The organism is Phyllobacterium sp. K27 (assembly GCF_054796155.1).
Map to the genome: position 1 here is coordinate 3022273 of NZ_CM139240.1, position 23967 is coordinate 3046239.

The 23967-nt window shown below is 52.3% G+C and carries 21 protein-coding genes; 10 read left to right on the forward strand and 11 right to left on the reverse strand.

Features of this window, described 5'->3' with window-relative positions:
* Nucleotides 1-142: 142 nt before the first annotated feature.
* The 5 genes from smc to ACYJL1_RS15005 form a co-directional block, all read right to left on the reverse strand.
* Nucleotides 143-3601 (reverse strand): chromosome segregation protein SMC, encoded by a 3459-nt coding sequence (gene smc / locus ACYJL1_RS14985; RefSeq protein WP_460896126.1) that lies wholly within the window; start codon nucleotides 3599-3601, stop codon nucleotides 143-145.
* A gap of 81 nt (nucleotides 3602-3682) precedes the next feature.
* On the reverse strand, nucleotides 3683-4369 hold the full coding sequence (locus tag ACYJL1_RS14990) for a DsbA family protein (RefSeq protein ID WP_115052070.1): 687 nt from the start codon (nucleotides 4367-4369) through the stop codon (nucleotides 3683-3685).
* 125 nt (nucleotides 4370-4494) lie between these two features.
* Nucleotides 4495-4995 carry a DUF721 domain-containing protein gene (locus tag ACYJL1_RS14995; protein ID WP_460896127.1) on the reverse strand — a complete coding sequence of 167 codons (501 nt, stop codon included), beginning with the start codon at nucleotides 4993-4995 and terminating at the stop codon, nucleotides 4495-4497.
* Between the two features lie 25 nt (nucleotides 4996-5020).
* Nucleotides 5021-5995, reverse strand: coding sequence for an SDR family NAD(P)-dependent oxidoreductase (locus ACYJL1_RS15000; protein ID WP_460896128.1), 975 nt, complete (start codon nucleotides 5993-5995; stop codon nucleotides 5021-5023).
* Nucleotides 5996-6012: 17 nt separating this feature from the next.
* The gene (locus tag ACYJL1_RS15005) at nucleotides 6013-7332 is read right to left on the reverse strand and encodes an O-antigen ligase family protein (RefSeq protein WP_460896129.1); all 1320 of its coding nucleotides are present in this window, start codon (nucleotides 7330-7332) and stop codon (nucleotides 6013-6015) included.
* An 84-nt stretch (nucleotides 7333-7416) separates the two neighbouring features.
* On the opposite strand from ACYJL1_RS15005, the gene mutY reads away from it, so the two are divergent.
* Nucleotides 7417-8496: an A/G-specific adenine glycosylase gene (mutY, locus tag ACYJL1_RS15010; protein WP_460898057.1), complete on the forward strand. Its 1080-nt coding sequence runs from the start codon at nucleotides 7417-7419 to the stop codon at nucleotides 8494-8496.
* Nucleotides 8493-9104 carry an HAD family hydrolase gene (locus tag ACYJL1_RS15015; RefSeq protein WP_460896130.1) on the forward strand — a complete coding sequence of 204 codons (612 nt, stop codon included), beginning with the start codon at nucleotides 8493-8495 and terminating at the stop codon, nucleotides 9102-9104. Before mutY ends, ACYJL1_RS15015 begins: the two co-directional genes overlap by 4 nt.
* A 93-nt stretch (nucleotides 9105-9197) precedes the next feature.
* Here ACYJL1_RS15015 and ACYJL1_RS15020 read toward each other — a convergent pair whose 3' ends face one another.
* On the reverse strand, nucleotides 9198-10331 hold the full coding sequence (locus ACYJL1_RS15020) for a DNA methyltransferase (protein WP_460896131.1): 1134 nt from the start codon (nucleotides 10329-10331) through the stop codon (nucleotides 9198-9200).
* Between the two features lie 208 nt (nucleotides 10332-10539).
* On the opposite strand from ACYJL1_RS15020, the gene ACYJL1_RS15025 reads away from it, so the two are divergent.
* On the forward strand, nucleotides 10540-11226 hold the full coding sequence (locus ACYJL1_RS15025) for an HAD family hydrolase (protein WP_460896132.1): 687 nt from the start codon (nucleotides 10540-10542) through the stop codon (nucleotides 11224-11226).
* Between the two features lie 33 nt (nucleotides 11227-11259).
* Here the strand turns inward: ACYJL1_RS15025 and ACYJL1_RS15030 are convergent, their stop codons facing one another.
* Nucleotides 11260-11865: a hypothetical protein gene (locus tag ACYJL1_RS15030; RefSeq protein ID WP_460896133.1), complete on the reverse strand. Its 606-nt coding sequence runs from the start codon at nucleotides 11863-11865 to the stop codon at nucleotides 11260-11262.
* Nucleotides 11866-12008: 143 nt separating this feature from the next.
* Here ACYJL1_RS15030 and thrC point away from each other — a divergent pair, with 143 nt between their 5' ends.
* From thrC to ACYJL1_RS15055, 5 genes are all read left to right on the forward strand, one after another.
* Nucleotides 12009-13415 (forward strand): threonine synthase, encoded by a 1407-nt coding sequence (gene thrC, locus ACYJL1_RS15035; RefSeq protein ID WP_460896134.1) that lies wholly within the window; start codon nucleotides 12009-12011, stop codon nucleotides 13413-13415.
* Nucleotides 13416-13516: 101 nt separating this feature from the next.
* A complete protein-coding gene (locus tag ACYJL1_RS15040; protein ID WP_460896135.1) occupies nucleotides 13517-14812 on the forward strand; it encodes a M16 family metallopeptidase in 1296 nt (431 codons plus the stop codon).
* Between the two features lie 6 nt (nucleotides 14813-14818).
* Nucleotides 14819-15400 (forward strand): GNAT family N-acetyltransferase, encoded by a 582-nt coding sequence (locus tag ACYJL1_RS15045; protein ID WP_460896136.1) that lies wholly within the window; start codon nucleotides 14819-14821, stop codon nucleotides 15398-15400.
* 61 nt (nucleotides 15401-15461) lie between these two features.
* Nucleotides 15462-18320 carry a putative bifunctional diguanylate cyclase/phosphodiesterase gene (locus ACYJL1_RS15050; protein WP_460898058.1) on the forward strand — a complete coding sequence of 953 codons (2859 nt, stop codon included), beginning with the start codon at nucleotides 15462-15464 and terminating at the stop codon, nucleotides 18318-18320.
* Nucleotides 18321-18417: 97 nt separating this feature from the next.
* On the forward strand, nucleotides 18418-19374 hold the full coding sequence (locus tag ACYJL1_RS15055) for an IS481 family transposase (RefSeq protein ID WP_460896137.1): 957 nt from the start codon (nucleotides 18418-18420) through the stop codon (nucleotides 19372-19374).
* Between the two features lie 9 nt (nucleotides 19375-19383).
* Here the strand turns inward: ACYJL1_RS15055 and ACYJL1_RS15060 are convergent, their stop codons facing one another.
* Nucleotides 19384-19986, reverse strand: coding sequence for a YqgE/AlgH family protein (locus ACYJL1_RS15060; RefSeq protein ID WP_460896138.1), 603 nt, complete (start codon nucleotides 19984-19986; stop codon nucleotides 19384-19386).
* Nucleotides 19987-20144: 158 nt separating this feature from the next.
* On the opposite strand from ACYJL1_RS15060, the gene ACYJL1_RS15065 reads away from it, so the two are divergent.
* Together ACYJL1_RS15065 and ACYJL1_RS15070 are read left to right on the forward strand one after the other, a co-directional pair.
* Nucleotides 20145-20942 carry a protein-disulfide reductase DsbD domain-containing protein gene (locus ACYJL1_RS15065; RefSeq protein WP_460896139.1) on the forward strand — a complete coding sequence of 266 codons (798 nt, stop codon included), beginning with the start codon at nucleotides 20145-20147 and terminating at the stop codon, nucleotides 20940-20942.
* 65 nt (nucleotides 20943-21007) lie between these two features.
* On the forward strand, nucleotides 21008-21493 hold the full coding sequence (locus tag ACYJL1_RS15070) for a redoxin family protein (RefSeq protein WP_460896140.1): 486 nt from the start codon (nucleotides 21008-21010) through the stop codon (nucleotides 21491-21493).
* A 42-nt stretch (nucleotides 21494-21535) separates the two neighbouring features.
* Here the strand turns inward: ACYJL1_RS15070 and rnhA are convergent, their stop codons facing one another.
* Genes rnhA through ispH form a run of 3 tightly spaced genes read right to left on the reverse strand, consistent with a single transcriptional unit; the run spans nucleotide 21536 to nucleotide 23957 of the window.
* On the reverse strand, nucleotides 21536-21976 hold the full coding sequence (rnhA, locus tag ACYJL1_RS15075) for a ribonuclease HI (RefSeq protein WP_460896141.1): 441 nt from the start codon (nucleotides 21974-21976) through the stop codon (nucleotides 21536-21538).
* The gene (locus ACYJL1_RS15080) at nucleotides 21973-22953 is read right to left on the reverse strand and encodes a homoserine kinase (RefSeq protein WP_460896142.1); all 981 of its coding nucleotides are present in this window, start codon (nucleotides 22951-22953) and stop codon (nucleotides 21973-21975) included. Before ACYJL1_RS15080 ends, rnhA begins: the two co-directional genes overlap by 4 nt.
* A 2-nt stretch (nucleotides 22954-22955) precedes the next feature.
* A complete protein-coding gene (ispH, locus tag ACYJL1_RS15085; RefSeq protein WP_460898059.1) occupies nucleotides 22956-23957 on the reverse strand; it encodes a 4-hydroxy-3-methylbut-2-enyl diphosphate reductase in 1002 nt (333 codons plus the stop codon).
* Nucleotides 23958-23967: the final 10 nt, after the last annotated feature.

Below are 23967 nucleotides of genomic sequence, written 5' to 3' on the forward strand. Positions count from 1 at the left end.
AGCTTCATTGAGGTCTACGCGATGAATGCACGAATCGCCAGCGCCAAATGCTGCATTGCAGCATTCAAATCGATTAGCAGGGTAAATCCACGTTAATCCTTGAAATGTTTGGTCATTTGCAGGGTTTAGAGCACAATTTGCTCTAGCTGGCCTCGCGAAGCTGCTCCGCAGTCTGAAGATCGACCGACACCAGTTGGCTGACGCCCTGCTCCGCCATGGTAACGCCAAAGAGCCGGTTCATACGGGCCATTGTTATTGGATTATGGGTAATGACGACAAAACGAGTATCGGTCGACGCAGCCATTTCATCCATCAGATTGCAGAAGCGCTCGACATTATGGTCGTCGAGTGGCGCATCCACCTCGTCGAGCACGCAGATGGGGGCTGGATTTGTCAAAAACACTGCGAAAATCAAAGCCATAGCCGTCAATGCCTGCTCACCGCCAGATAGGAGCGTCATTGTTTGCGGCTTCTTTCCAGGGGGGCGAGCAAGAATTTCAAGTCCAGCTTCAAGCGGATCATCGGATTCGATGAGCTGCAATTCAGCGGTTCCACCACCGAAAAGATGTGTGAAGAGTCGCTTGAATTGGACATTGACCACTTCGAAGGCGGCCAGAAGGCGCTCCCGTCCTTCGCGATTGAGACTCTGGATAGCCTGACGCAGTTTCTTTACAGCCTCGATAATATCTTCACGTTCGTTGATGATCGCCTCTAGCCGAACGGACAGCTCTTCCTGCTCTTCCTCGGCGCGCAGGTTCACCGCGCCTAAACGCTCACGCTCAATTTTCAGCCGTTCGAGATTGCGTTCTGTCGCATCCACATCGGGCAGTGGATCGTTGGGACCAAGCCCGGTCAATTTCATCGTCTCATGCGGCGCGCAATTCAACGCCTCGAAAATACGAGCTTCCGTGTCCTTGCGGCGCTCCTGGGCCGCTGACAGACGTTCTTCGGCCCGCGCCCTGTCTTCGCGCGCAGCTGCAAGCGATTGGATGGCTTCCGTTGCGGCGCGGTCGAGTTCCTGCTGCCTGGCCTCTGCCACAGCGAGTTTGTCACCAGCGCTTTTGCGCAACTCCTCAGCTTCGGAAAGTTGCGAAAGCAGAGCACGATTGCGTTCAGCAATTTCGTCGGGAGCATCGGCAAGATTGGCTGCTTCGCGCTCCGCTTCCAAACGCCGCTCTCCCAGCGACTTGATTTGACGGTCTGCATTCTCCGCGCGGGTAATCCAGCTTTTACGCTCAAGCCCGATCGACTCGAGGCGGCGCATCCGCACTTCCCCTTCACGTCTTAGCCCGTCATAGACGGCGCGGGCTTCTGCGAGCGTCGCCCGGTCCAGTGTGACCTCAGCGGTCAATGCGGCGAGACGGCGATTCAACTCTTCGACATCAGCGGCATTCTCAAGCCGCATCTGCGTTTCGATCAACTGCTCCTGCGTCTCTTCAAGCGTCTCGCTAAGACGCGACTTTCCTTCATCAAGCGCAGCACGCCTGCTGAACAACTGGCCCGAAGCGCGTTCCGCGGCAGCCAATGCCTCACGAGCATCGTTTAAAGACCGCTGCATCGAACGCCAGTGATCGCGGGTAATCCGGTCATACTCAACAGCATCACGGACAGCTTTTTCCGCTTCTACGATAGCGGCTTCGGCAGAACGTAACTGTTTTGTCGCCGCAACAACCTCAAGATCAAGCTCCGCCAGCCGATTTTTCTGCGCCAGTCGTTGAGCAGCCGGTGTCGGAGCATCTGCGCTTGCCGTGTATCCATCCCAGCGCCATAGATCGCCAGATGGGCTGACAAGCCGCTGCCCAGGTTTCAATTCAGCCTGTAGCCGCCCGCCATCAGCCTGATCGACAAGGCCGATCTGAGCAAGCCGGCGTGCCAATTGCCGTGGTGCGCGAACGAACTCCGCCAGCGACCGAACACCTGTCGGCAGCGCCGCGTCATCTGTTGTCGTAACAAGTTCACCCCAAAAAACGGGGGCTGAATTATCAACCGGAGCATCCAGATCTTCACCAAGCGCCGCACCAAGTGCTGTTTCGTAGCCCTTTTCGACCTTTAAAGACTCAACGATCGCTGGAAACAGTTCCGAAGCTGCTGCATTGATCATCTTGGCCAAAGTATTGGCTTCGGTCTCAACGCGTCCGAGATTGCTGCGTGCTTCTTGCAAAGGTTGACGCAACGCAGCCTCCTTCTGACGCGCGGTCTCTACGGCTGTTTCTGAAGTAAATGTTGCCTCTTCTGCCTGGGCAAAAATCGCTTCCGCTTCCTCGACAAGTCTTTGCTTTTCAAGCGGATCAGCCAAGGTCGAGATTTGTGCCGCCACGGAGTTCAACTCCTGCTCGACATCACCTACCTGCCGCAAAAGGCGGTCACGGCGTTCTGATATTTCACGCAGGTTACGTTCAATCTGCGCTCGCTCGGCTGCGGCCTCGGCGCGTTCGGCAGTGATCTTTGCTAGCGCTGCTTCACTTTCTCTAAGCTTTGCTTCAGCTCGCTCAAACTCGGCCCGCGTTTCCAGTTCACGCGTTCCTGCATTGGCATTTTCTTGGTTAAGTGATTGTTCTTCCGTTATGAGACGTTCCAGCACATCGTCATTATCACTCACCATCTGCTCTTCACGAGCAATATCAGCAGTGAATTGCTGCAGTCGCTTCTCAATTTCCGTCTGGCGGGCACGAATGCGCTCCGCTTCATCCTGTAGCTGTGATTTGGCAATTGTCAGGCGCTGCAGTACAGCCGCCGCCTTAGCCTCCGCCTCACGCAAATCCGGCAGATGATGGGCACCGACAGCCTGCTCTTTCGCGGCATTCATCTGGCGCTGCGCCTGTTCGCCAACGCCAGATGTTGCAACAGCCAAAGCTGACTGCGCTTCTCCTTCCTGAGCTTTGGCGACCGACCATTTCAGGTGTAGAAGAATTGCTTCGGAGCGCCTTATATCGGCCGAAAGGCTTTTGAAGCGGTTTGCTTGGCGGGATTGCCGCCTCAAGCTTTCAATTTGCGTCTCGAGCTCACCAACCACATCTTCCAGACGCTCAAGGTTCTGCTCCGCAGCCCGCAAGCGCAGTTCTGCTTCATGACGACGCGTATGCAGGCCGGAAATGCCAGCGGCCTCTTCCAATAGGGCGCGCCGCGCCTGAGGCTTGGCCTGGATCAGTTCGCCAATGCGCCCCTGCCCCACCATGGAGGGCGAACGAGCACCTGTCGATTGATCGGCGAATAGCAGCTGCACATCCTTGGCACGGGCGTCCTTGCCATTGATGCGATAGACAGACCCGGCCTCGCGCTCGATACGTCGTGAAACCTGTAGCTCATCGGAGTTGTTGAATGCCGAGGGGGCAGTGCGGTCCTGATTATCGAGAAAAAGTGTTACTTCGGCCGTATTACGCGAAGGTCTCGTGCCAGAGCCTGAAAAAATGACATCATCCATGCCAGACGCACGCATATTCTTGTATGAGCTTTCACCCATAACCCAGCGCAGCGCCTCGACCAGATTGGATTTTCCGCAGCCATTGGGGCCGACAACACCCGTCAATCCGCTTTCAATGACGAATTCGGCAGGTTCAACGAAAGACTTGAAGCCAAGAAGACGGAGCTTGGTAAAGCGCATCAGATGCCCTCTCCAAAATATATGCCCCGAATCGAAACGGCGGTCGCGGTTTCGCGCCCGCCGAAAATTTGATCGCGGGTACTAGAGCAGGCCGTCGATGATCGCTGACATTTCGTCAACCGATAGGGCTCCCGAGTATTTGGCACCATTGATAAAGAAGGTTGGAGTTGAATCCACACCGAACTCTTTGGCGCCACGCTCACGCACAGCATTCACATCATCCAGAAGTTTTTGGTTCGTCAAGCAAGCTTTGAAGGACTCCTGTGTAAAACCGGCCAATTTGGAGATTTGAAGCAGTGGCTCCTCTGCATTTGCCGCCGCAGCCCACTGTTCCTGCTGTTTGAACAAGACTTCCACCATTGGATAGTAGCGATCTTCCGGTGCACAGCGTGCCAGCATGAAAGCCGCAGCAGCACGCGGATCAAACGGAAATTCGCGCAAAATCAACTTCGCCTTGCCGGTATCGATATATTTTTCCTTGATGGTCGGCAAAGTGGTGGTGGAGAAATGCGCACAATGCGGGCAAGTCATTGAGGCATACTCGATGATTGTCACAGGTGCATCGGCCTTGCCAAGGACCATGTCCTTCAGACCGCTTGCCGCAACAAGCTTGGCTTCGTCTACCTTACCCGTTGAGGCCGGCACTTTTACGTCCTTGGGCGCTGCAGCTTCCTGCGCCCAAGCGCCCGTACCCGCCGTTAAAGCAATGGCAGCTGTGGAAATAGCCGCAAGGCCTAGGATTTTTCTGCGATTTAGCAATTCAGTCATCAGGATCACCAGTCTCCGGCGTTGTTCATGCAATTATAAAGTATTGCAGCGTTAAAGCTCGATGACAGTCTCTTTAAGGCAGCATTACCATTCTGTCTTTGAATTTTTCGTGATGGCAACCCGTCTCAGCGTCTGTTCTTTTCAGCATGGATGCTTTGCCCGAGTTTTTGCAGTGCTTCACGCAGGCTGTCGTCCTCGATATTCTCCACAGAATGACTGATCCTGGCACGCGTCGAAGCATCTACCGGAGGAAGCTCGCGGCGCTTTGCAACAGGCAATGCCACAGGCTTTTGTTCAATTTTGATGCGTCCGACTGCAGCAAAGCCGAGAAAAGCATTGACGCGGCTGATAATCTCGCCGGTTTCATGGCTCATCCGCATCGCCGTAAAGCCTTGGCAGGCGATGATCAGCGTTGCAGGCTGGAATGGATCATCCTCATGTGCCCTTCGGGGCCAGAGCAGTTTTAGCGGACGTGATTGCTGACCGAGTTCTGGCCCGACAACTTCCTCCCATGACTGCACTAGTTCTATTGTGATTCCGGCACGTTTGCGCAGGACAGGCTCGAGAATACCTGCCGCAGGATCGGCAAGGGGCCGGAAACCCTTTTTGCTGCGATCATTACTCATGGAAACAAGTTACATACGAATAAAATCATCGGCCATTATAGCCGCGGAACCACTTAACGAACAATGGCAGCCCGTCCTCAAGCGCCATCGTGGGAGCAAAACCAAGATCACGCGAGGCCAAATCAATATCTGCATAAGTACGTACAACATCCGCTGGGGGCATTGTTTCAAACTTCTTGATCGCTTCTCGACCGCAAGCCTGTTCGATGATTTCAATGAAGCGCATGAGCGCGACCGGCTTGTTATTGCCCAAATTATAGATCGGGGCGGTATCATCCGGATGAGATAATATCCGGCGGACGGCGCCATATACACCATTGACGATGTCATCAATGAATGTGAAGTCGCGCTCCATGTTGCCGTGATTATAGACTTTGATTGGCTCTCCTCGCAAAATTGCATCTGTAAAGAGCCACGGCGCCATATCAGGCCGACCGTAAGGCCCGTAGACCGTAAAGAAGCGCAGGCCGGTCGAATTCACATTGTGAACACGCTTGTAGGAATGGGCTAGAAGCTCCGCTGAGCGTTTGGTCGCCGCATAGACCGATACCGGCTGGTCAACAGGATCACTCTCGGCAAACGGTACTTTGCTGTTTGCGCCATAAACCGAGGACGAACTGGCGTAGACAATGGGCGGTCGTTTGGTCATTCTGCGCGCTTGTTCGAAAATTGTCACTTGGCCCTGAACATTCGCATCGACATAGGCTGCCGGATTTTCAACCGAATAGCGCACTCCCGCCTGCGCAGCCAAATGCACTATAATGTCCGCATCAAGATCATCCGCCACGGCTGATGCCAGCTCTTGCGGATTGGCGATATTGGCCTGCACGAACCGGTTATTTCGGCTACCCTGCAAGATGGAAAGACGGGCTTCCTTGAGAGCAACAGGATAATAATCATTGAGACTATCAATCGCGAGAACCTCAAATCCCTCGCTTACAAGACGATTCGCCACGTGAGAACCGATAAATCCCGCCGCACCCGTTACAATTGCCTTCATTTAGTAGATTTACTCACTCAACTTGTTCGTTCGCCCAGCACAACTTTATCGGCTTCCGCCAGTTCAGCTGTTTGCGAGACGGAAAGATAGGCCGCTTCTCCCGCAATCCAGCAGAGCACTATCGTAAGATAAACGAAAACCGCATCCGTCGCATCATGACCAAACATGATGCCGAATGTACCGGTAATCACATAACTGGTTACCAGCAGAAATGAAATGGCAATTGCAATATCGCGGCCAGGACCGGGTGTTTTACGCCAAGCGGCGATCAGTGGCGCAGCCAACAGGGCAAGTAGTCCCAACAGCCCAACAATCCCTCCATCAACAGCTGCGTTAAGGAAACCATTGTGAACATGGGTGAACAACATTTTCTTGTCACCGGGCATATCCAGAGCGCTATTTACCTTATCCATGCGATTTTGAGGACCATGCCCCAGCACGGGAGCTTGGACAAAAGCCTTGATCCCACCTTCCCATAAAAGTAGGCGCGCTTTCAGTGAACTTATCTCGTTTGGCTTCTCATCAAGGAGGGAAATATCGATTTCCAGCGCGCGATAACGCTCTTTCACCTTCATTCCTGCAATAGCAAGCACCGCCACAATAATAATCGTCAATGTAATTTTGATTGATCTGCTGACTGTTGGAAGCTCCTGACCACGCAAATACCAGAAAAGAATCGCAAAATTAAACGGCATGACGAGCCACGCAGATCGTGTGCCGGAAAGAAATGCACACAGAAGACCGGATGCAAACCCTGCAACAGCGATTATGCGCTCAGTTTTACTCTCAGAATGGGCGTTCAAGAGTGAGATACTGCCGAATAATACGGCAAACAGCCCAAAGACAGCCGCGTTGCCTGCGCCACCTTCCGCTCGAAACTGGAGAAAAACCACCTGTATAATACTGAGTATCAATGAGCCGATCATTCCAATTCCGGCACCAATAATCAGAAACGGGATCAGGCGCCCTGAAATACTGACACGAAGACGCGGGATAACGAACCAGACGGCCAGGAAAGGTATCATCTTCAACAGGAATACCTTGTCATCTGACGCATTGGGATGCATGACGACTGACAATATTGTCGTCAAAACATAGAATGTTACGCAGGAGGCAACTATTTTATCAGTGCGAGTGAGTTTAAAGGGAAAGCGCTTTGCGACAAGCGAGATGATGGCCCAAACGAGCGCACAGACCAATATTACTGACGTTCCACTTGCAAGAAGCCCTGGGAAAAGCGCAAAAACAAAGGTGAAAATACGGTTATTACGATCAATTCCCACATAGTGCCCCTTCGAGGGGATCAGGAACGCCTTGGTCAATTGGTCTGGAAACATGATGGTTCCGAATATAACTGAAACTGGCACAATCAGCCAATTTGTGAATAACGTATTTCTACCCTGTAGCGCAGTTTGTAATTGATGCAACCCATAACGACAAAACTAGTAAAATGGTATGATACCCACCACAGGATTTTGCCGTGGCGCATTTCACCAAGCGAACGGTCGCGCGGAAAAATTGCCGATCCTTACCGAATCTGGCTGTCTGAAATCATGCTGCAACAGACAACTGTTGAAGCGGTAAAGCCATATTTTAATGTATTTACAGGAAAATGGCCTACTGTCGCGAGTCTTGCTGCCGCCAGTCAGGACGATGTTCTAAGGGCTTGGGCGGGCCTTGGCTATTATTCCAGAGCACGCAATCTGAAGAAATGTGCTGATATAGTTTCCAATACCTATAATGGCCAATTTCCGCGTGACGCTACCGACCTGAAGGCCCTGCCGGGAATAGGTGACTATACTGCCGCAGCTATTGCATCCATTGCCTTTGATATGCCTGTTGCCGTTGTTGATGGCAATGTAGAGCGCGTTATCACAAGGCTCCACGCTATAACCACCCCTCTTCCCTCCGCCAAACCAGCCATTCGGGCGAAGATGCAGGCGCTTACTCCCTGCGAACGTCCCGGTGATTTTGCTCAGGCAATGATGGATCTCGGAGCGACTATATGCACGCCCAAACGACCGGCATGCATCATCTGTCCGGTTAAAGACAATTGTCAGGCACTGAAGACAGGAGATCCGCAACTGTTTCCGGTGAAAGCCCCCAAGAAGGATAAGCCAGTTCGTCTAGGGGCCGCATTCGTCGCCATTTCTTCCGACAATGAGATCTATCTTCAAAGCCGTGCAGAAACAGGACTATTGGGCGGTATGGCAGAAGTACCAACAACAGGATGGACATCGCGGATCGACGGCGATACTGAAATCAATGCAGCGCCCTTCCCCGGAACATGGACACCGACGGGCAACATCACGCATGTTTTCACGCATTTCGAACTGCGTTTAAGAATCTATAAGGCCGATGATATAGCAGCATCCTCCGGCTTTGGGGGCTGGTGGGTCAAAGTCGAGAATCTTCATGAGGAAGCGTTGCCGACGGTCATGAAAAAGGCCATTGCTTCTGCCATTCCAGATGCTTTCACGAAAAGAAGGAAACCTGAATGACTCCCGTCAAGCATATCGTTTTCGACATTGGCATGGTTCTTATAGCTTACGAGCCGGAGGCCGCATTTCGTGAGCTCATTCCTGATCCTGCTGAACGGAGATGGTTCCTCGAAAACGTATGCACAAGTGCTTGGAATATTGAGCAGGATCGGGGCAGAAAATGGCCGGAAGCTGAAGCGCTGTTGATCGCGGATTACCCTGACCATGAACATAATATACGAGCTTTCAGGCAAAACTGGCACATGATGATCACTCATTCCATCGACGGCAGCGTTGAAATCATGCGCAAGCTGATCGCCGATGGTCACGATGTCACAATGCTTACGAATTTTGCTTCGGATACCTTACGCGAGGCATGGACACGCTTTCCGTTCCTCACCGAGAGCCGCGGCGTTACAATTTCGGGTGATATTGGCCTCTTGAAGCCTGACAGCGCAATTTATGATCATCACGTCAGAGCCTTCGATGTCGACCCAGCGGCAACATTGTTCATTGACGATAGCCCGAAAAACGTTGCCGGGGCACAAGCGGCAGGCTGGCAGTCGATACAGTTTATCGACCCCGATACTTTAAGAGCGGATCTGAACAAATTTGGTATCCAGGTCTGATTCCACCTGATCTTCAAAAACAAAACGCCCGCGGCAAAACCACGGGCGTTCGTGCATCGGTACGGCGCTGGAGGTCACCGCCGATCGGATTCTTCAAGCTCCAGCGGAAAGCATCCCGCTACGAACCTGCTTGCGCAGTTCGTCAATAGGCTTCAGTGAGCCTTCCTCCTCATAGTGCCAGAACGTCCAACCATTGCAGGCGTCGAATCCCTGCACTTTGGCCCCCATGCGATGGATAGAGCCAGCATCGCCGCCGGTCGTAATCGTACCATCTGCCCTGACAATGGCAGCGTGACGTCCGCGTGCATCACTCAGGATCGCGCCGGGCTTCAACATGCCTGACTCGACGATACTGCCAAATGCCACACGCGGTTCTGCACGCTTGCTTGTCATCACCGTCAGTTCAGCACCTGCCAGCGGCTCCACAGAAGCGATCCGAGCGGTCGCAGCATCGATATATTTTTGCTCACGCTCAATGCCAACGAAGTGCCGTCCGAGGCGTTTTGCAACGGCGCCTGTTGTTCCAGAGCCGAAGAAGGGATCAAGAATGATATCACCGGGCTTCGACGACGCCATAAGTATCCGGGCAAGGAGGGCTTCCGGCTTCTGAGTCGGGTGAACTTTATCGCCATTCTCATCTTTAAGGCGCTCTCCCCCTGTGCAAATCGGGAAAAGCCAGTCCGACCTCATTTGCAGATCGTCATTGGCTGCCTTCATGGCTTCATAATTGAATGTGTAGCCTTTCGCCTTTTGATCACGCGATGCCCAAATCATCGTCTCATGGGCGTTCTGGAAGCGTCGTCCACGGAAATTGGGCATTGGGTTATTCTTGCGCCAGACGATGTCGTTAAGCATCCAGAATCCAAGATCTTGCATGCTTGCGCCAACGCGGAAAATATTGTGGTAGGAGCCGATGACCCAAATGGTTCCGTTAGGCTTCAAGACGCGACGGCAGGCCAGCAGCCAGGCTCTGGTGAATGCATCATAGGCCTGGAAGCTTTCAAATTGATCCCAATGATCATCGACAGCATCTACTTTCGACTGATCTGGCCGGTGGAGATCACCTTCAAGCTGCAGATTGTAGGGCGGATCGGCAAAGATCACATCGATCGAATGATCGGGCAACCGGTTGAGGGCTGCAACACAATCCCCTTTGAGAATCGTATCAAGCCAGGAAGCTTGCGGTGCGGACTGGGAAAGTTCATTCACGCGACGGACAACAGACATGGGATACTCGATTACTGGAGACGCTTTACTGATCCTTATGGTTACCGCGTAGGGTAAATATCGCGTTAAGAGACGACAGATCGGTATCTTGCCAATGAGCTTTTCTTTGACGCCTGGCCGATAAGGGTGTAGTCGATGCCCGTAATCCCCCCAATTGACCCGAGGCGTGCATTATGTGCCGCACATTATTCCCGACAGGTATGATCCAATGGAACCCCAGCTCATAATCTTCGACTGCGATGGCGTGCTCGTTGATTCAGAATTCCTCGCTGCTGAAGTTGAATCTCAATTGCTGACGCAATCAGGTTATCCGATTGACCCGGAGACAATCGCTGAACGTTTTGCGGGCCTGACATGGACCGACATTCTGCTGCAAGTTGAAAAAGAATCCGGAATTCCGATTTCAGCATCCCTGATCGAAGAATCGGCTCGCCAGATGGACCACAAACTGCGCAATGAGCTGAACGTAATTGAGGGTGCCGAACAGGTTATTGCCTCACTGCGCTATACAAAGTGCATTGCTTCCAACTCAATCAGTTCGTCGCTAAAAATGATGCTTGAACAAAGCACTCTCTACGAGTTGTTCTCACCTCATATCTTTTCTGCGCGGGAAGTAGGGACCCAGAAGCCCAAACCGGCCCCCGATGTCTATCTGTTTGCGGCGAAGCAATTCAACGTGAATCCAGCCAATGCCATTGTGATAGAAGATTCCACCCACGGCGTGCACGCCGCGCATACCGCAGGCATGCGCGTTATCGGTTTCACTGGTGGTTCGCATACCTATCCCGGACACGCCGATAAGCTAACTGACGCTGGTGCCGAAACAGTCATCAGTCGCCACAAGGATTTACCAGCGACCATCGAAGCCATGTCGATCTGGTCAGAAACTGTATAAGTGAAATGAAAAGCCGGCTACCGTCGGCTTTTCTTACTGCTTTCTCGATTTTTTGGGCGCATCGCCTGATTCATCGAAACCGATAAAGACCTGAATATTTTGAGCCGAAGGTTTTGGAAAAGAAACATTCGCATCATTGAAAACAAACTGCGTTGCAGCGCTACTATCATTAGCGGGAACTGCCTGATGATGCAGTTTCGAATAGAGAACGTCAGTTCCCTGCACGACGGCAACACGGATTGGCACGTTCACTGTGTTTGGTGCAAATTTCGGTCCAGGGACGATCTTGCCGGCAATGGCAACATTCATCGTCATATTACCATCGACCGTCTTGCAGGAACGCGTTTCATTGGAGATTGAAGCTTGATAAATCAGATTGTCCGCAATTTTTTCGGCTTTTCCGTAATTTGTCATTACAGATGTGCCCTCACGAATAGTAACCTGCGGGCAAAAGGCCAATAATTCGGAAGCCTTGATCCGTTCCTCGGCTTGGCCCAATGCTTGAGCTTTGGGGCTATTGGGATCTTCCACTTTGGTGCCGCCGGTGGAGCAGGCACTCAGTCCTACAGCAAAGGTCAAAGCGCAAATGGGGGCGTAAAGTTGATAGAAAGGCTTGGAATTATGTGTTTTTGACTTCATGAACAGAACTTTCCCCGAAGAACGAAGCTTGACGAACCGACATGTTCTATACCAACGGTAAGCAAATAATGCGACGGGCGTCACCAGCTTTTTTACCAGCACGACATAGGCACTCTCTTAGACAAGGTACACAAGGCAAAAATATGAAATACATCAGTACCCGCGGCGAAGCCCCTAAACTTGCCTTTTCTGACGCGCTTCTGGCGGGCCTTGCACGTGATGGAGGCCTTTATCTTCCGGAGCAGTTTCCACAGTTTTCCGCTGCTGAGCTTCGCTCACTCAGAGGTAAGACCTATGCTGAGATCGCGATTCATGTCCTGACGCCCTTTATTGAAGGTGACATCGATCAGGCCGATTTCGAGCGCATGGTGCACGAAGCCTATCAAACATTCCGCCATGATGCAGTTTGCCCTCTCGTTCAGACCGCACATAGTGAATTCGTTCTAGAGCTCTTCCATGGGCCCACCCTTGCCTTCAAGGACGTGGCGATGCAGCTCTTGGCACGATTGATGGATTACATACTGACACAGCGCAATGAGCGGGCCACCATTGTGGGAGCAACGTCCGGCGACACTGGCGGTGCAGCTATTGAGGCTTTTGCCAATCGCGACAGGACTGATATTTTCATCATGTTCCCGCACAACCGGGTTTCAAACGTGCAGCAGCGGCAAATGACGACATCCGCCGCGCCCAATGTGCACGCATTGGCGATCGATGGGAATTTTGATGATTGTCAGTCGCTGGTCAAAGGCATGTTCAATGATCTGAACTTCCGTGACGCGCTATCATTGTCGGGAGTCAACTCAATCAATTGGGCACGCATAATGCCCCAGATCGTCTACTATTTTACTTCGGCACTTTCCCTCGGCAGTCCTGATCGAAAAATATCCTTCACGGTTCCCACAGGGAATTTTGGTGATATTTTTGCTGGTTACGTCGCCAAGCGCATGGGCCTCCCGATTGACCGGCTGATCATAGCGACAAATGAGAATGACATTCTGACCCGCACGATTGAAACGGGACATTATGAAACGCGCGGCGTTTTTCACACGACTTCACCATCAATGGACATTCAGGTATCGTCCAATTTCGAACGACTGCTATTTGAAGCTCATGATCGGGATGCGGGAGCTGTGCGGCGCTTGATGGACAACCTGAAACAGTCAGGCGGCTTCGTGATTGGCGACACCGCACTTAGTAAGATATGCACCGAGTTTGGCGCTGGTCGATCAACGGCAGCCGAAACGGCCGGGACAATCGGCCAAGTGTTAAGATCTACCGGGTATCTCATGGATCCGCATTCTGCCATTGGATTGAAGGTGGCCCGCGAAAAAATCCCTGCGGATCAAATGAGCGTCGTTCTTGCGACAGCCCATCCTGCTAAATTTCCCGATGCTGTAAAAGCTGCCAGCGGAATAAACGCGGATCTTCCGACATGGCTCGGCGATTTGATGGAGCGAAAAGAACAATACACGGTACTTCCCAACGACCTGAAAAATGTGGAAGAGTATATTAGCCAACATTCGCGTGCATCACCTCATAAGCTTTAAACAGATTGAGCGGTGATGAACAAATACAAAGCGCTGATGCGTCCAGTGTGCTTCCAATCCGGATGTACGGCGCAGCAAGGGCGGCAAGTGAGGAGCATTGCATGGGCGTTGAAATCAGTCGCCTCTCCAACGGTTTGACGATTGCGACAGAGACAATGCCGCATGTGGAGAGTGTAGCACTTGGCATCTGGGTAAAAGCGGGGTCAAGAAGTGAGGCGAAGAACCAGCATGGCATGGCTCATCTTCTTGAACACATGGCCTTCAAAGGGACTGAGAATCGCTCCGCGTGGAAAATTGCGGCCGATATTGAAGATGTCGGCGGCGAAATAAACGCTGCAACCAGCGTCGAGACCACATCTTATTACGCTCGCGTTTTGCGCGATGACATGCCGCTGGCTATTGATATCCTCACCGACATCATGACAGGTTCCAAGTTTGATGCAGACGAACTTGAGCGTGAAAAGAACGTCATCATGCAGGAAATCGGCGCGGCGCATGACACGCCCGATGATGTGGTGTTTGATCGCTTTACCGAAGCATCCTTCAAAAACCAGACTATCGGTCGGACTATTCTCGGTACACCTGAAACCGTTCAATCCTTTTCTTCAGCCGATCTGCGCCGTTACATGGATGAGCAGTACAGCGCCGAACGCATGGTCGTGGTTGCCGCGGGTGGTGTAAAGCATGATGAATTTGTGCGGGAAGTTGAAAAACGTCTTGGCTCATTCCGGGCAAAATCAACTGCGCCAGAGGCTGATTCAGCACATTATGTTGGCGGCGATTTCCGTGAAGAACGGGAATTGATGGATGCACAACTTGTCATGGGCTTTGAAGGCCGCGCCTATCATGTGCGTGACTTCTATGCTTCGCAATTGCTATCCATGGTGCTTGGCGGGGGAATGTCTTCCCGGCTTTTCCAGGAAGTGCGGGAAAAACGCGGACTGTGCTATTCCGTATATGCTTTTCACTGGGGCTTTTCCGATACCGGGATTTTTGGCATTCATGCCGCTACTGGCCGAAACAATCTTAAAAAGCTTGTTCCTGTCATTATCAACGAGTTGCATGAAGCTGCGCGCAATATCTCCCAGGAGGAACTCAATCGCGCCCGGGCGCAGTATCGTGCCAGCCTGCTAATGTCGCATGAAAGTCCTGCCAGCAGGGCAGGACAAATCGCAAGACAGATCATGCTTTATGGTGAACCTGTATCAACTGAAGCGCTGGTAGACCGGTTGTCTAAAATTACGGTCGAGCGCCTGACAGATCTTGCAGGTCGGCTGTTTCTCGATACGACGCCGACTATTGCCGCTGTTGGGCCAGTTGGTTCCTTGATGAAATTTGATGACGTTCGCAACGGTTTGACGTCTATATCGGCAAGCCCGCGAAAAATCGCTGTCTAAGGTGCGATGATCGCCCTGCCCTTCCTGAAAAGTGCAGCCCCGCCCCTTCAGGGCGAGCGGCTGTATTTACGTCCGCCACAACTTTCAGATTACAAGGCTTGGGCAACGCTTCGCGCGCAAAGTCGTGATTTTTTAGTGCCGTGGGAACCGCTTTGGGCCCTGGATGATTTGGAGCGAAGCGCATTTCGCCACAGGATCAGGCATTATGACGAGGAAGCTGCTGCTGGAACTGCCTATCCCCTTTTTCTGTTTCGCAACACCGACTCTCGTCTGATTGGTGGTATTACCCTTGGCAACATTCGGCGCGGTGTCGGACAGAATGCTATGATCGGATATTGGGTTGGCCAGCCATTTGCCGGTCAAGGCTATATGTATGAAGCTCTTCAACTGATTATACCCTATGCTTTTACCAAGCTAAGGTTGCACCGGCTGGAAGCGGCCTGTATTCCAAGCAATGAAAGATCCATCCGGCTTCTCGAAAAAGCCGGATTTCAGAGGGAAGGACTGTTACGCTCCTACCTCAAAATCAATGGTATGTGGCAAAACCATCTGCTCTTCTCTCTTATTGAAGATGACCGGTGGCGGTAACCAAGCAAAGGTATTATCAGTGGCTTTATTGATTGGACATATGCTGAGAAGCTTGTTGCGCATGTGTCTCCTTGTCGTTGCGCTGTTGTCTGTTCATGCGACTGCTCAAGCGTTTGAAACCATCAAGATCACCAAGGAAAGCACTGCGCTCGACCTGTCCAAGGCCGTGGAAGTTTACACAAATCAGGGAGAGACTTTTCAGGTTTCCACCGCTCCTGGAACCGATGGCATCGTTCGCCGCATCGAAGTGCCTGCAAATGACAAGCGTGCAGCCGGCGATTGGGCAGCATTTGCTCTGGCAAATCCGACTGATGAGCAGATTGATCGCCTGATTGTTGTGCCGCATTTCCGGCTTGTCGGCTCCGGATTTATCTGGCCGGATTTAGGCTCTACCCGCGTTACCTCCATCACGCCCAGCGAAGGTTTTGCGCTTGACCGGCAGGCCAGTGAGGATGCCGATATCTTTCTGATTACACTCAACCCGGGGTCTGTCATCACCTTGGTTGCCGAGTTGGCATCTCCTAACCTGCCACAGGTCTATGTATGGGAGCCCAATGCCTATAAGGATACGGTCAATTCCTATACTCTTTATCGTGGAATTCTCCTCGGCATTGCGGGTTTGCTTGCCTTGTTTCTCACCATTCTGTTTGTCGTGAAGGGAACGTCTCTTTTTCCGGCAACAGCGGCCTTGGCATGGGCTGTATTGGCCTATATCTGCGTGGACTTTGGTTTCTGGAACAAGCTGATCGAGATAACCCCCGGCAACGAACAAGTATGGCGAGCTGGCACGGAGGTCGCACTCGCCGCGACACTGGTGATTTTTCTATTCACCTATTTGAATCTCAATCGATGGCATGACAACTTCAGCTATGGGGCACTGACTTGGATTTTGGGGCTCGCTATCGTCTCGGGTGTTGCCATTTTTGATCCGCCGGTTGCTGCTGGCATTGCCCGTTTTTCGTTTGCTTTGACGATTCTATCTGGCACCTTGCTGATCGGTTTTTTCTCCTTCCGCAGCTATGATCGGGCGATCATGTTGATACCGACATGGATGCTGTTGCTGGTCTGGCTGCTCGGGAGCTGGCTGACCGTATCCGGCCTCTTGTCCAATGATATTATCCAACCGGCACTGGCTGGCGGTTTGGTGCTGATCGTATTGCTGATCGGCTTTACCGTCATGCAACACGCATTTTCCGGTGGTGCGTTGCAGCAAGGCCTTTTCTCGGACGTGGAACGGCAGGCTCTGGCCATTATCGGCTCTGGCGATATCGTCTGGGATTGGGACGTGCCACGTGATCGGGTAGTAACCACCCCCGACCTTACGAACTTCCTTGGAGCGTCGGCAAGCTCACTTCATGGTGCCGTCCGCAACTGGCTGCCAACTTTGCATGCCGATGATCGCGACCGTTTTCGCACAACACTTGATGCTATTCTCGAAAATCGCCGGGGCCGCATATCGCAGACCTTCCGCCTGCGCGCCAATGATGGCCATTATTATTGGTATTCGTTGAAAGCACGGCCCGTAATTGGCTCTGACGGGGAGATCGTGCGTTGTGTCGGCACGCTTATCGATGTGACTGAGCAGAAGAAGGCAGAAGAGCGTCTCTTGCATGACGCTGTTCACGACAACCTGACAGGCCTGCCAAATCGCGAACTGTTTCTTGACCGTCTGGGTTCAGTCATCACCATGGCACAGACAGAAAGCAGGCTGCGCCCAACGATTTTCATTATCGACATTGATCGTTTCAAGCAGGTTAATGATGGTCTTGGCCTATCGGCAGGTGACACCTTCCTGCTCACAATATCGCGTCGTCTGCATCGCCTGTTGCGTCCACAGGATACACTGAGCCGCCTCTCTGCCGATCAATTCGGCCTTATGCTGGTATCGGAAAGCGAGCCTGCGAAAATTGCGGCCTTCGCTGAGGCGATTAAGCAGGCAATTCGTGCGCCCATCGCTTTCTCGAAACGTGAAATTGTGCTGACAGCCTCGCTTGGATTGATCACATGGACAAGCGGCAGTTCCGCATCGCCAGAAGATCTGGTCAAAGACGCCGAACTCGCCATGTATCAGGCAAAAAGGTTTGGTGGCGATCGTATAGAGCCTTTCCGCCCTGCTTTCCGTGCAGTCGGAAGTGACCGGCTTCAACTTGAATCTGATTTGCGCCGCGCGCTTGAGCGTCACGAAATTCATATGGCCTATCAACCGATTGTACGCCTTGACGACAACAGCATCGCTGGATTTGAAGCTCTTATGCGGTGGGATCATCCCCGCCGTGGCTCTATACCACCATCAGAATTCATACCGATTGCTGAGAGTTCCGGCTTGATCGTTCAGCTTGGCTTGTTTGCAATGCGCCGCGCTGCGGATGATCTGGTAAACTGGCAGCGTACTTTGGGTGCCACTCCCCTGTTCGTTTCAGTGAACATCTCGAGCAGCCAATTGATCCGCCAGGATCTGATTGATGATGTACGGTCGGTGTTACTGCAAACACAGATCAACCCGGCCAGCCTCAAGCTGGAATTAACTGAATCTCTCATGATGGAGAACCCGGAGCGGTCTGCTTATGTGCTTTCCAGCATTAGGGCGATGGGTGTCGGTGTTTCACTTGATGACTTCGGTACGGGATACTCTTCCCTGTCCTATCTGACATCCTTTCCGTTCGACATGATCAAGATTGATCGATCGTTCCTAAAGGCGGAGCAACCGCAAAAGGTTACGCTGCTGCGCTCGATGATCAGTATGGCGCATGATCTGGGCTTGTCAGTTGTCACGGAAGGCATTGAGAATGAAAGTGATGCTCTGCAACTACGTCAGATGGGATGTGAGTTTGCCCAGAGCTTCATGTTCAGCCCTCCGCTGACATTGGATGTAGCAACCAAACTGCTACGTGATCAGTTCCAGCAATCAAAGGCGTCTTGATTCTGAGGCCTAGATGTGAGCTTTCAGGAGGTTGTCCATTCGGAGCGGATTTAGGAGACTGGAGTTACCACACCTCAGTTTTCCAGGATCGCTCCGAATGAACATTCATAAGAATGCCCGACTGACCCCGTTGCGTCGAGAGGAAATGGCTGTCGCGGTTCTTTGCGGTGCGCTGACCAAGGCAGAAGCCGGCCGCGTTTATGCCGTTTCGCTCAAGATCGTGTCGCGCTGGGTCAAACGCTTCGAACAGGGTGGGCGTGCCCAGATGATCGATCGCTCGTCGCGCCCGCAAAACAGTCCACAGCAGACAGATCAGGCGCTGGCGCAGCGTATCATCACGCTTCGCCGCCAGCGCCTGACTGGCAAGCACATTGCTCTCGAAACGGGCGTCTCGCCCGCTACCGTCAGCCGTATCCTGCGGCGCGCAAAGCTCTCGCGGATGAAGGACATTGAACCGGCCGAACCGGTGGTGCGCTACCAGTATAGTGAGCCAGGTGGCCTGATCCATCTCGATATCAAGCGGCTAGGCCGTTTCGAACGGGTCGGTCACCGCATCACCGGTGACCGCAAAGGGCAGAGCAACTCACGTGGTGTCGGCTGGGAATACGTTCACGTCTGCATCGACGACGCCTCCCGCATCGCCTTCACAGATATCTTGCCCGACGAGAAGGCCGTCAGCGCCATTGCCTTTCTCAAGGCGGCGGTCACCTACTACAAGCACCTCGGCGTCACCGTCACACGCGTCATGACCGACAACGGCTCATGCTACAAAGCCAAGGACTTTGCAAAGGCCTGCAAGGCGCTCGGTCTCAAGCATATCCGAACCAAACCCTATACGCCCCAAACCAACGGCAAGGCCGAACGCTTCATCCAGACAGCCTTGCGAGAATGGGCCTATGCACGTGCCTATCCTTCGTCAGAGCTCCGCAAAGCCCATCTCCCACAGTGGACGCATATGTACAATTGGCATCGCCCGCACGGCAGCCTAAAATCACAAACACCCATCAGTCGACTCAGTCTAAACTGGGACAACCTCTTGAGGCTCCACACCTAGAGCAATTTTCTAGGCATGGCCCGCAATTGTTGCCAGCCTTGATGGGTCAACGCCCATATGACTGAGGATTCGATCATATTTGCGATCCATATCGGTATCGAACAGCAATTCCTGTGGCGCCTGACACGTTAGCCAGCCATTGTTTGCTATCTCGGTTTCCAACTGGCCCGATGCCCAGCCAGAATAGCCAAGTGTCATCAGAGCTTTGCGGGGACCACAGCCTCCGGAAATAGCGCGCAAAATGTCGATTGTCCCCGTCAGGCAGATTTCCTCGGCAACCGGCATTGTTGAATCCGTCAGATAATCGTCTGAATGCAGGACGAATCCACGCCGCATCTCGACAGGACCACCACTGCGCACCAGAAAATCACGCGTTCTTTCTGGCATCACAATAGCCTGCTCTTCATCAAGCACACCTAGTTGAACCAGAATATCTGCAAACTCCATATCCTGAGCACGGTTTATAATCAGGCCCATTGCACCCTTTTCGGAGTGTGCACACACATAAATTACCGAACGTGCAAAACGGCTATCATCCATCCCCGGCATTGCGAGAAGGAACTGCCCATTCAGAAATCCTGTATTTTTACTGGCGTCTCTGAAAATCTCCATGGCAGTAAAGGTATCAAGGAATTTGCAAATAACAACGGCCTTGAATAACGAATCGCAATCACACGCATAATTCCTGGCTAACAGAAAGCTCACGCAGAAATGATGACTTGAAGCTTAAGCCTTCTTGCTCGCGTCCCAAAGGCCTGTAATGGTTGGGCATGAAGATCAAATTTTTTATTTTTCTGGCTGCCTTAGCCACTGCCTTTCAAGCTCATGCCGGAAGTTCGGATTGGACAAAAACACCCGGCGGGAGCGTGCGTCTGGTTATAGATAACCCTCTGCCCAATACAGATGAGGTACGAGGCGTCGTCCAAATCAACCTCGATCCGGGCTGGAAGACCTATTGGCGTGAGCCGGGTGATGCGGGTGTACCACCGGAATTAAGTATTTCGGGTAGCACAAATGTAAAAAACGCAGTGCTTGGTTTTCCTGCACCGCATCGTTTTGACGACGAAGGCACGCATTGGGCAGGTTATAAGAAACCGGTATCACTTCCCGTTACGTTGACTTTGGTGAAAGCTGGTCAGCCAGCGCGTCTGAAGGGACATGCATTCCTTGGCATTTGTGAAACAATATGCATCCCGGTTACGGCGGAGTTCGATATAGCAATAGATCATACACCGTCTGATGCTCTGTCAAAAACTTTGATAAACACTGCGTTTGAACAGTTGCCCGCAAACCCCGCAACGAACTTTGGAGCGGCATCCGCGTCCAAGAGTGGAGATGTTATTAGAATCGTCGTCAATTTGCCTGCTGATGATCCGAATACGGACATTTTTGTCGCCGGAAACGGATCGGTGGCCTACGGCATGGCCAAACTTGAAAACCGCGACCAAAATCGCGCGGTATTTTCCGTTCCAGTCACCTCCGGCAAGCAAGAGAAATCGATGATACTGAACTATACGCTGGTTCAAGGAGAGCAGGCCGTTTCTGGAACGATTGACGTTCAACAATAATTCGTAAAAACATGGCATCAGCACTATGTCTGCACCGTCATACTATTTACCCAAGGAGCAAGTTCATGACGATCAAGGTGGGCGAACGTTTGCCCGATGCAAAATTTAAAACCAAATCTGACGAAGGTGTCAGCGAAATTAATTCCGACGCGCTTTTCAAGGGTAAAAAAGTAGTGCTTTTCGCCGTACCTGGCGCTTTCACTCCGACTTGCAGCATGAATCATCTGCCGGGTTATCTTGAGAACCGCAACGCCATTCTGGCGAAAGGAGTGGACTCCATCGTGGTTGTCGCAGTCAATGACCCGCATGTCATGGGCGCTTGGGCAAAAGCCACCAATGGCGAAGGCAAGATTCAGTATCTCTCGGATGGAAATGCTACTTTTACCAAGGATGTCGGTTTGGACATTGATCTTGGTGCGGGCAATATGGGCGTGCGATCCAAGCGTTATTCCATGCTGGTTGAAGATGGCGTCGTGAAGCAACTCAACATCGAGGAATCGCCCGGTCAGGCAGTTACTTCAAGTGCTGCTACAATTCTTGAGCAGATCTGATAAGCCCAGCAAGGCAAGGATCGGACCCCCGGTTCTTGCCAATCACTTCCATTTGTAAGGCGCCATGCCGGCACGCGCCAATTCGTCAGCCCGTTCGTTTTCCGGATGCCCCGCATGGCCTTTTACCCAATGCCAGACAACTTTGTGGCGCTTGCGCGCTTCATCAAGGGCTTGCCAAAGTTCGGCGTTCTTCACAGGCTTTTTGGCCGCCGTTTTCCAGCCATTTCTTTTCCAGCCTTCAATCCATCCGGAAATGCCATCGCGAACGTAAACTGAATCCGTATAGACATCTACATGGCAAGGCTCTTTCAACGCATTCAATGCCGAAATAGCGGCCATCAACTCCATGCGATTATTCGTGGTGTCAGCCTCACCGCCAGAAAGTTCCTTTTCGTTCCCGTTCCAGCGTAGCACTGCCCCCCAGCCTCCCGGGCCGGGATTGCCTGAACATGCCCCATCGGTGAAAGCTTGTATCTCCTTCACGCTCTTTGCCCCTCAAACGCCAATCCATATTCTTCAGGAGTTCGTATCTGGCGATGGAAGCGCATACGGCGCAAATATTCGAGTGGGTCTTTCTTGACGACGAAGCTTCCCTCGGGAGTATTCAGCCAATCATAGAGCCTTGTGAGCATGAAACGCAGTGCAGCGCCACGAGCCAGAACGGGCAGGCTTGCAGCCTCTTCTTCTGACAACGGCCGGACAGAGTTGTAACCTCGCAGCAATGCCGTACCCTTGGTCAGGTTGAACGAATTGTCTTTCTCGAAACACCAGGCATTCAGGCAAACAGCAACATCGTAGGCAAGAAGGTCCGTGCAGGCGAAGTAAAAGTCGATAATCCCGGACAACTCACCGCCGAGGAAAAAAACGTTATCAGGAAACATGTCCGCGTGAATGATGCCCGAAGGAAGATGCGAAGGCCAATTCTCTTCAAGAAATAACAGGTCTTCTTCAGTTTCTTTTGCGAGACCTGCTTCAACGCGATCTGCGTCGGCTCTGGAATTGTTCCATAAGGGGCGCCAGCTCTCTACCGAGAGCGCATTCTTGCGGCGCATGGGGAAATCTTCGCCAGCAAGATGCATTCTCGCCAGTGCCTCTCCAAGGGCCGCACAGTGTTGCACGGTTGGTCTGCGCATCCACATGCCATCCAGAAAGGTCACGATAGCTGCGGGGCGGCCAGCAAGTTCACCGATGTTCGAACCTGACTTCTGAACCACAGGCAAAGGGCAGCTGATGCCTCTACCGGCTAGGTGCTGCATGAGACCCAGAAAAAACGGCAGATCATTACTGTCAACACGTTTCTCATAGAGTGTCAGAATAAATGCCGCCTTGCTCGTGTGCAGAAGGTAGTTTGAATTTTCGACGCCTTCGGCAATTCCCTTATAGGAGAGCAAATCCCCAATATCGTAGTTCTTCAAAAACTCTGCGAGGTCGATTTCATTGATATCGGTATAGACGGCCATGGTCAGTGCGTCCCATTGACAAAAGCCATGTCGTGACTTGTTAACTCTACATCCCGCAGATCACGCATAACGTGGAAATTCTCTGTTTCAACTGTAGTTTCAGCCAGTTCAATTGAGACCGAATATCGTTCTGAAAATGACTGGATAATTTCGTCGACAATGATCTCGGGTGCGGAGGCACCGGCAGAAAGACCAACGGTGGCAATCTTACCTACACCGGTCCAGTCAATATCGGATGCGCGTTGAACCAGAAGCGATTGTTTGGCACCGGAGCGCTCGGCTACCTCAACCAACCGCTTGGAATTGGAGGAATTCGGAGCGCCTACGATCAGAAACAAGTCGCATCCGGGAGCGGCCGCTTTTACTGCATCCTGGCGATTGGTAGTGGCATAGCAAATGGACTCGGCCGCCGGTGCAGTGAGTGCCGGAAAGCGTTCCTGTAAAATTGCGATTATCCCGGCTGTATCATCCACGGACAAGGTTGTCTGCGTCACGAAACCGAGATTTTCTGGATCTGCGGGCATATAAGTTGCCGCATCTTCGATGGTTTCAATCAGTGTTACTGCCCCGTCTGGCAGCTGCCCCATAGTCCCGATCACCTCCGGATGGCCGGAATGCCCTACCAAGACCACATGGCGGCCAAGGCGCTGATGGCGCATCGCCTGCTTGTGCACTTTTGAAACAAGAGGGCATGTCGCATCGAGGTAAAACAAGTTCTTGTTTTCAGCATCGGCCGGAACCGATTTTGGCACACCATGAGCGGAAAACACGACGGGCTGATCGCGATGCTCAGCAGGAATTTCATCCAGTTCTTCGACAAAGACCGCACCACGCGCTTGCAATCCTTCGACAACATAACGATTGTGAACGATCTCATGGCGCACATAGACCGGGGCGCCATATTTCTTCAGAGCCAGAATAACGATCTGAATAGCCCGATCAACTCCGGCGCAGAATCCGCGCGGTCCGCAAAGACGGATTGTCAGTGGAGCTTTCTCGGTCATCATCATATCT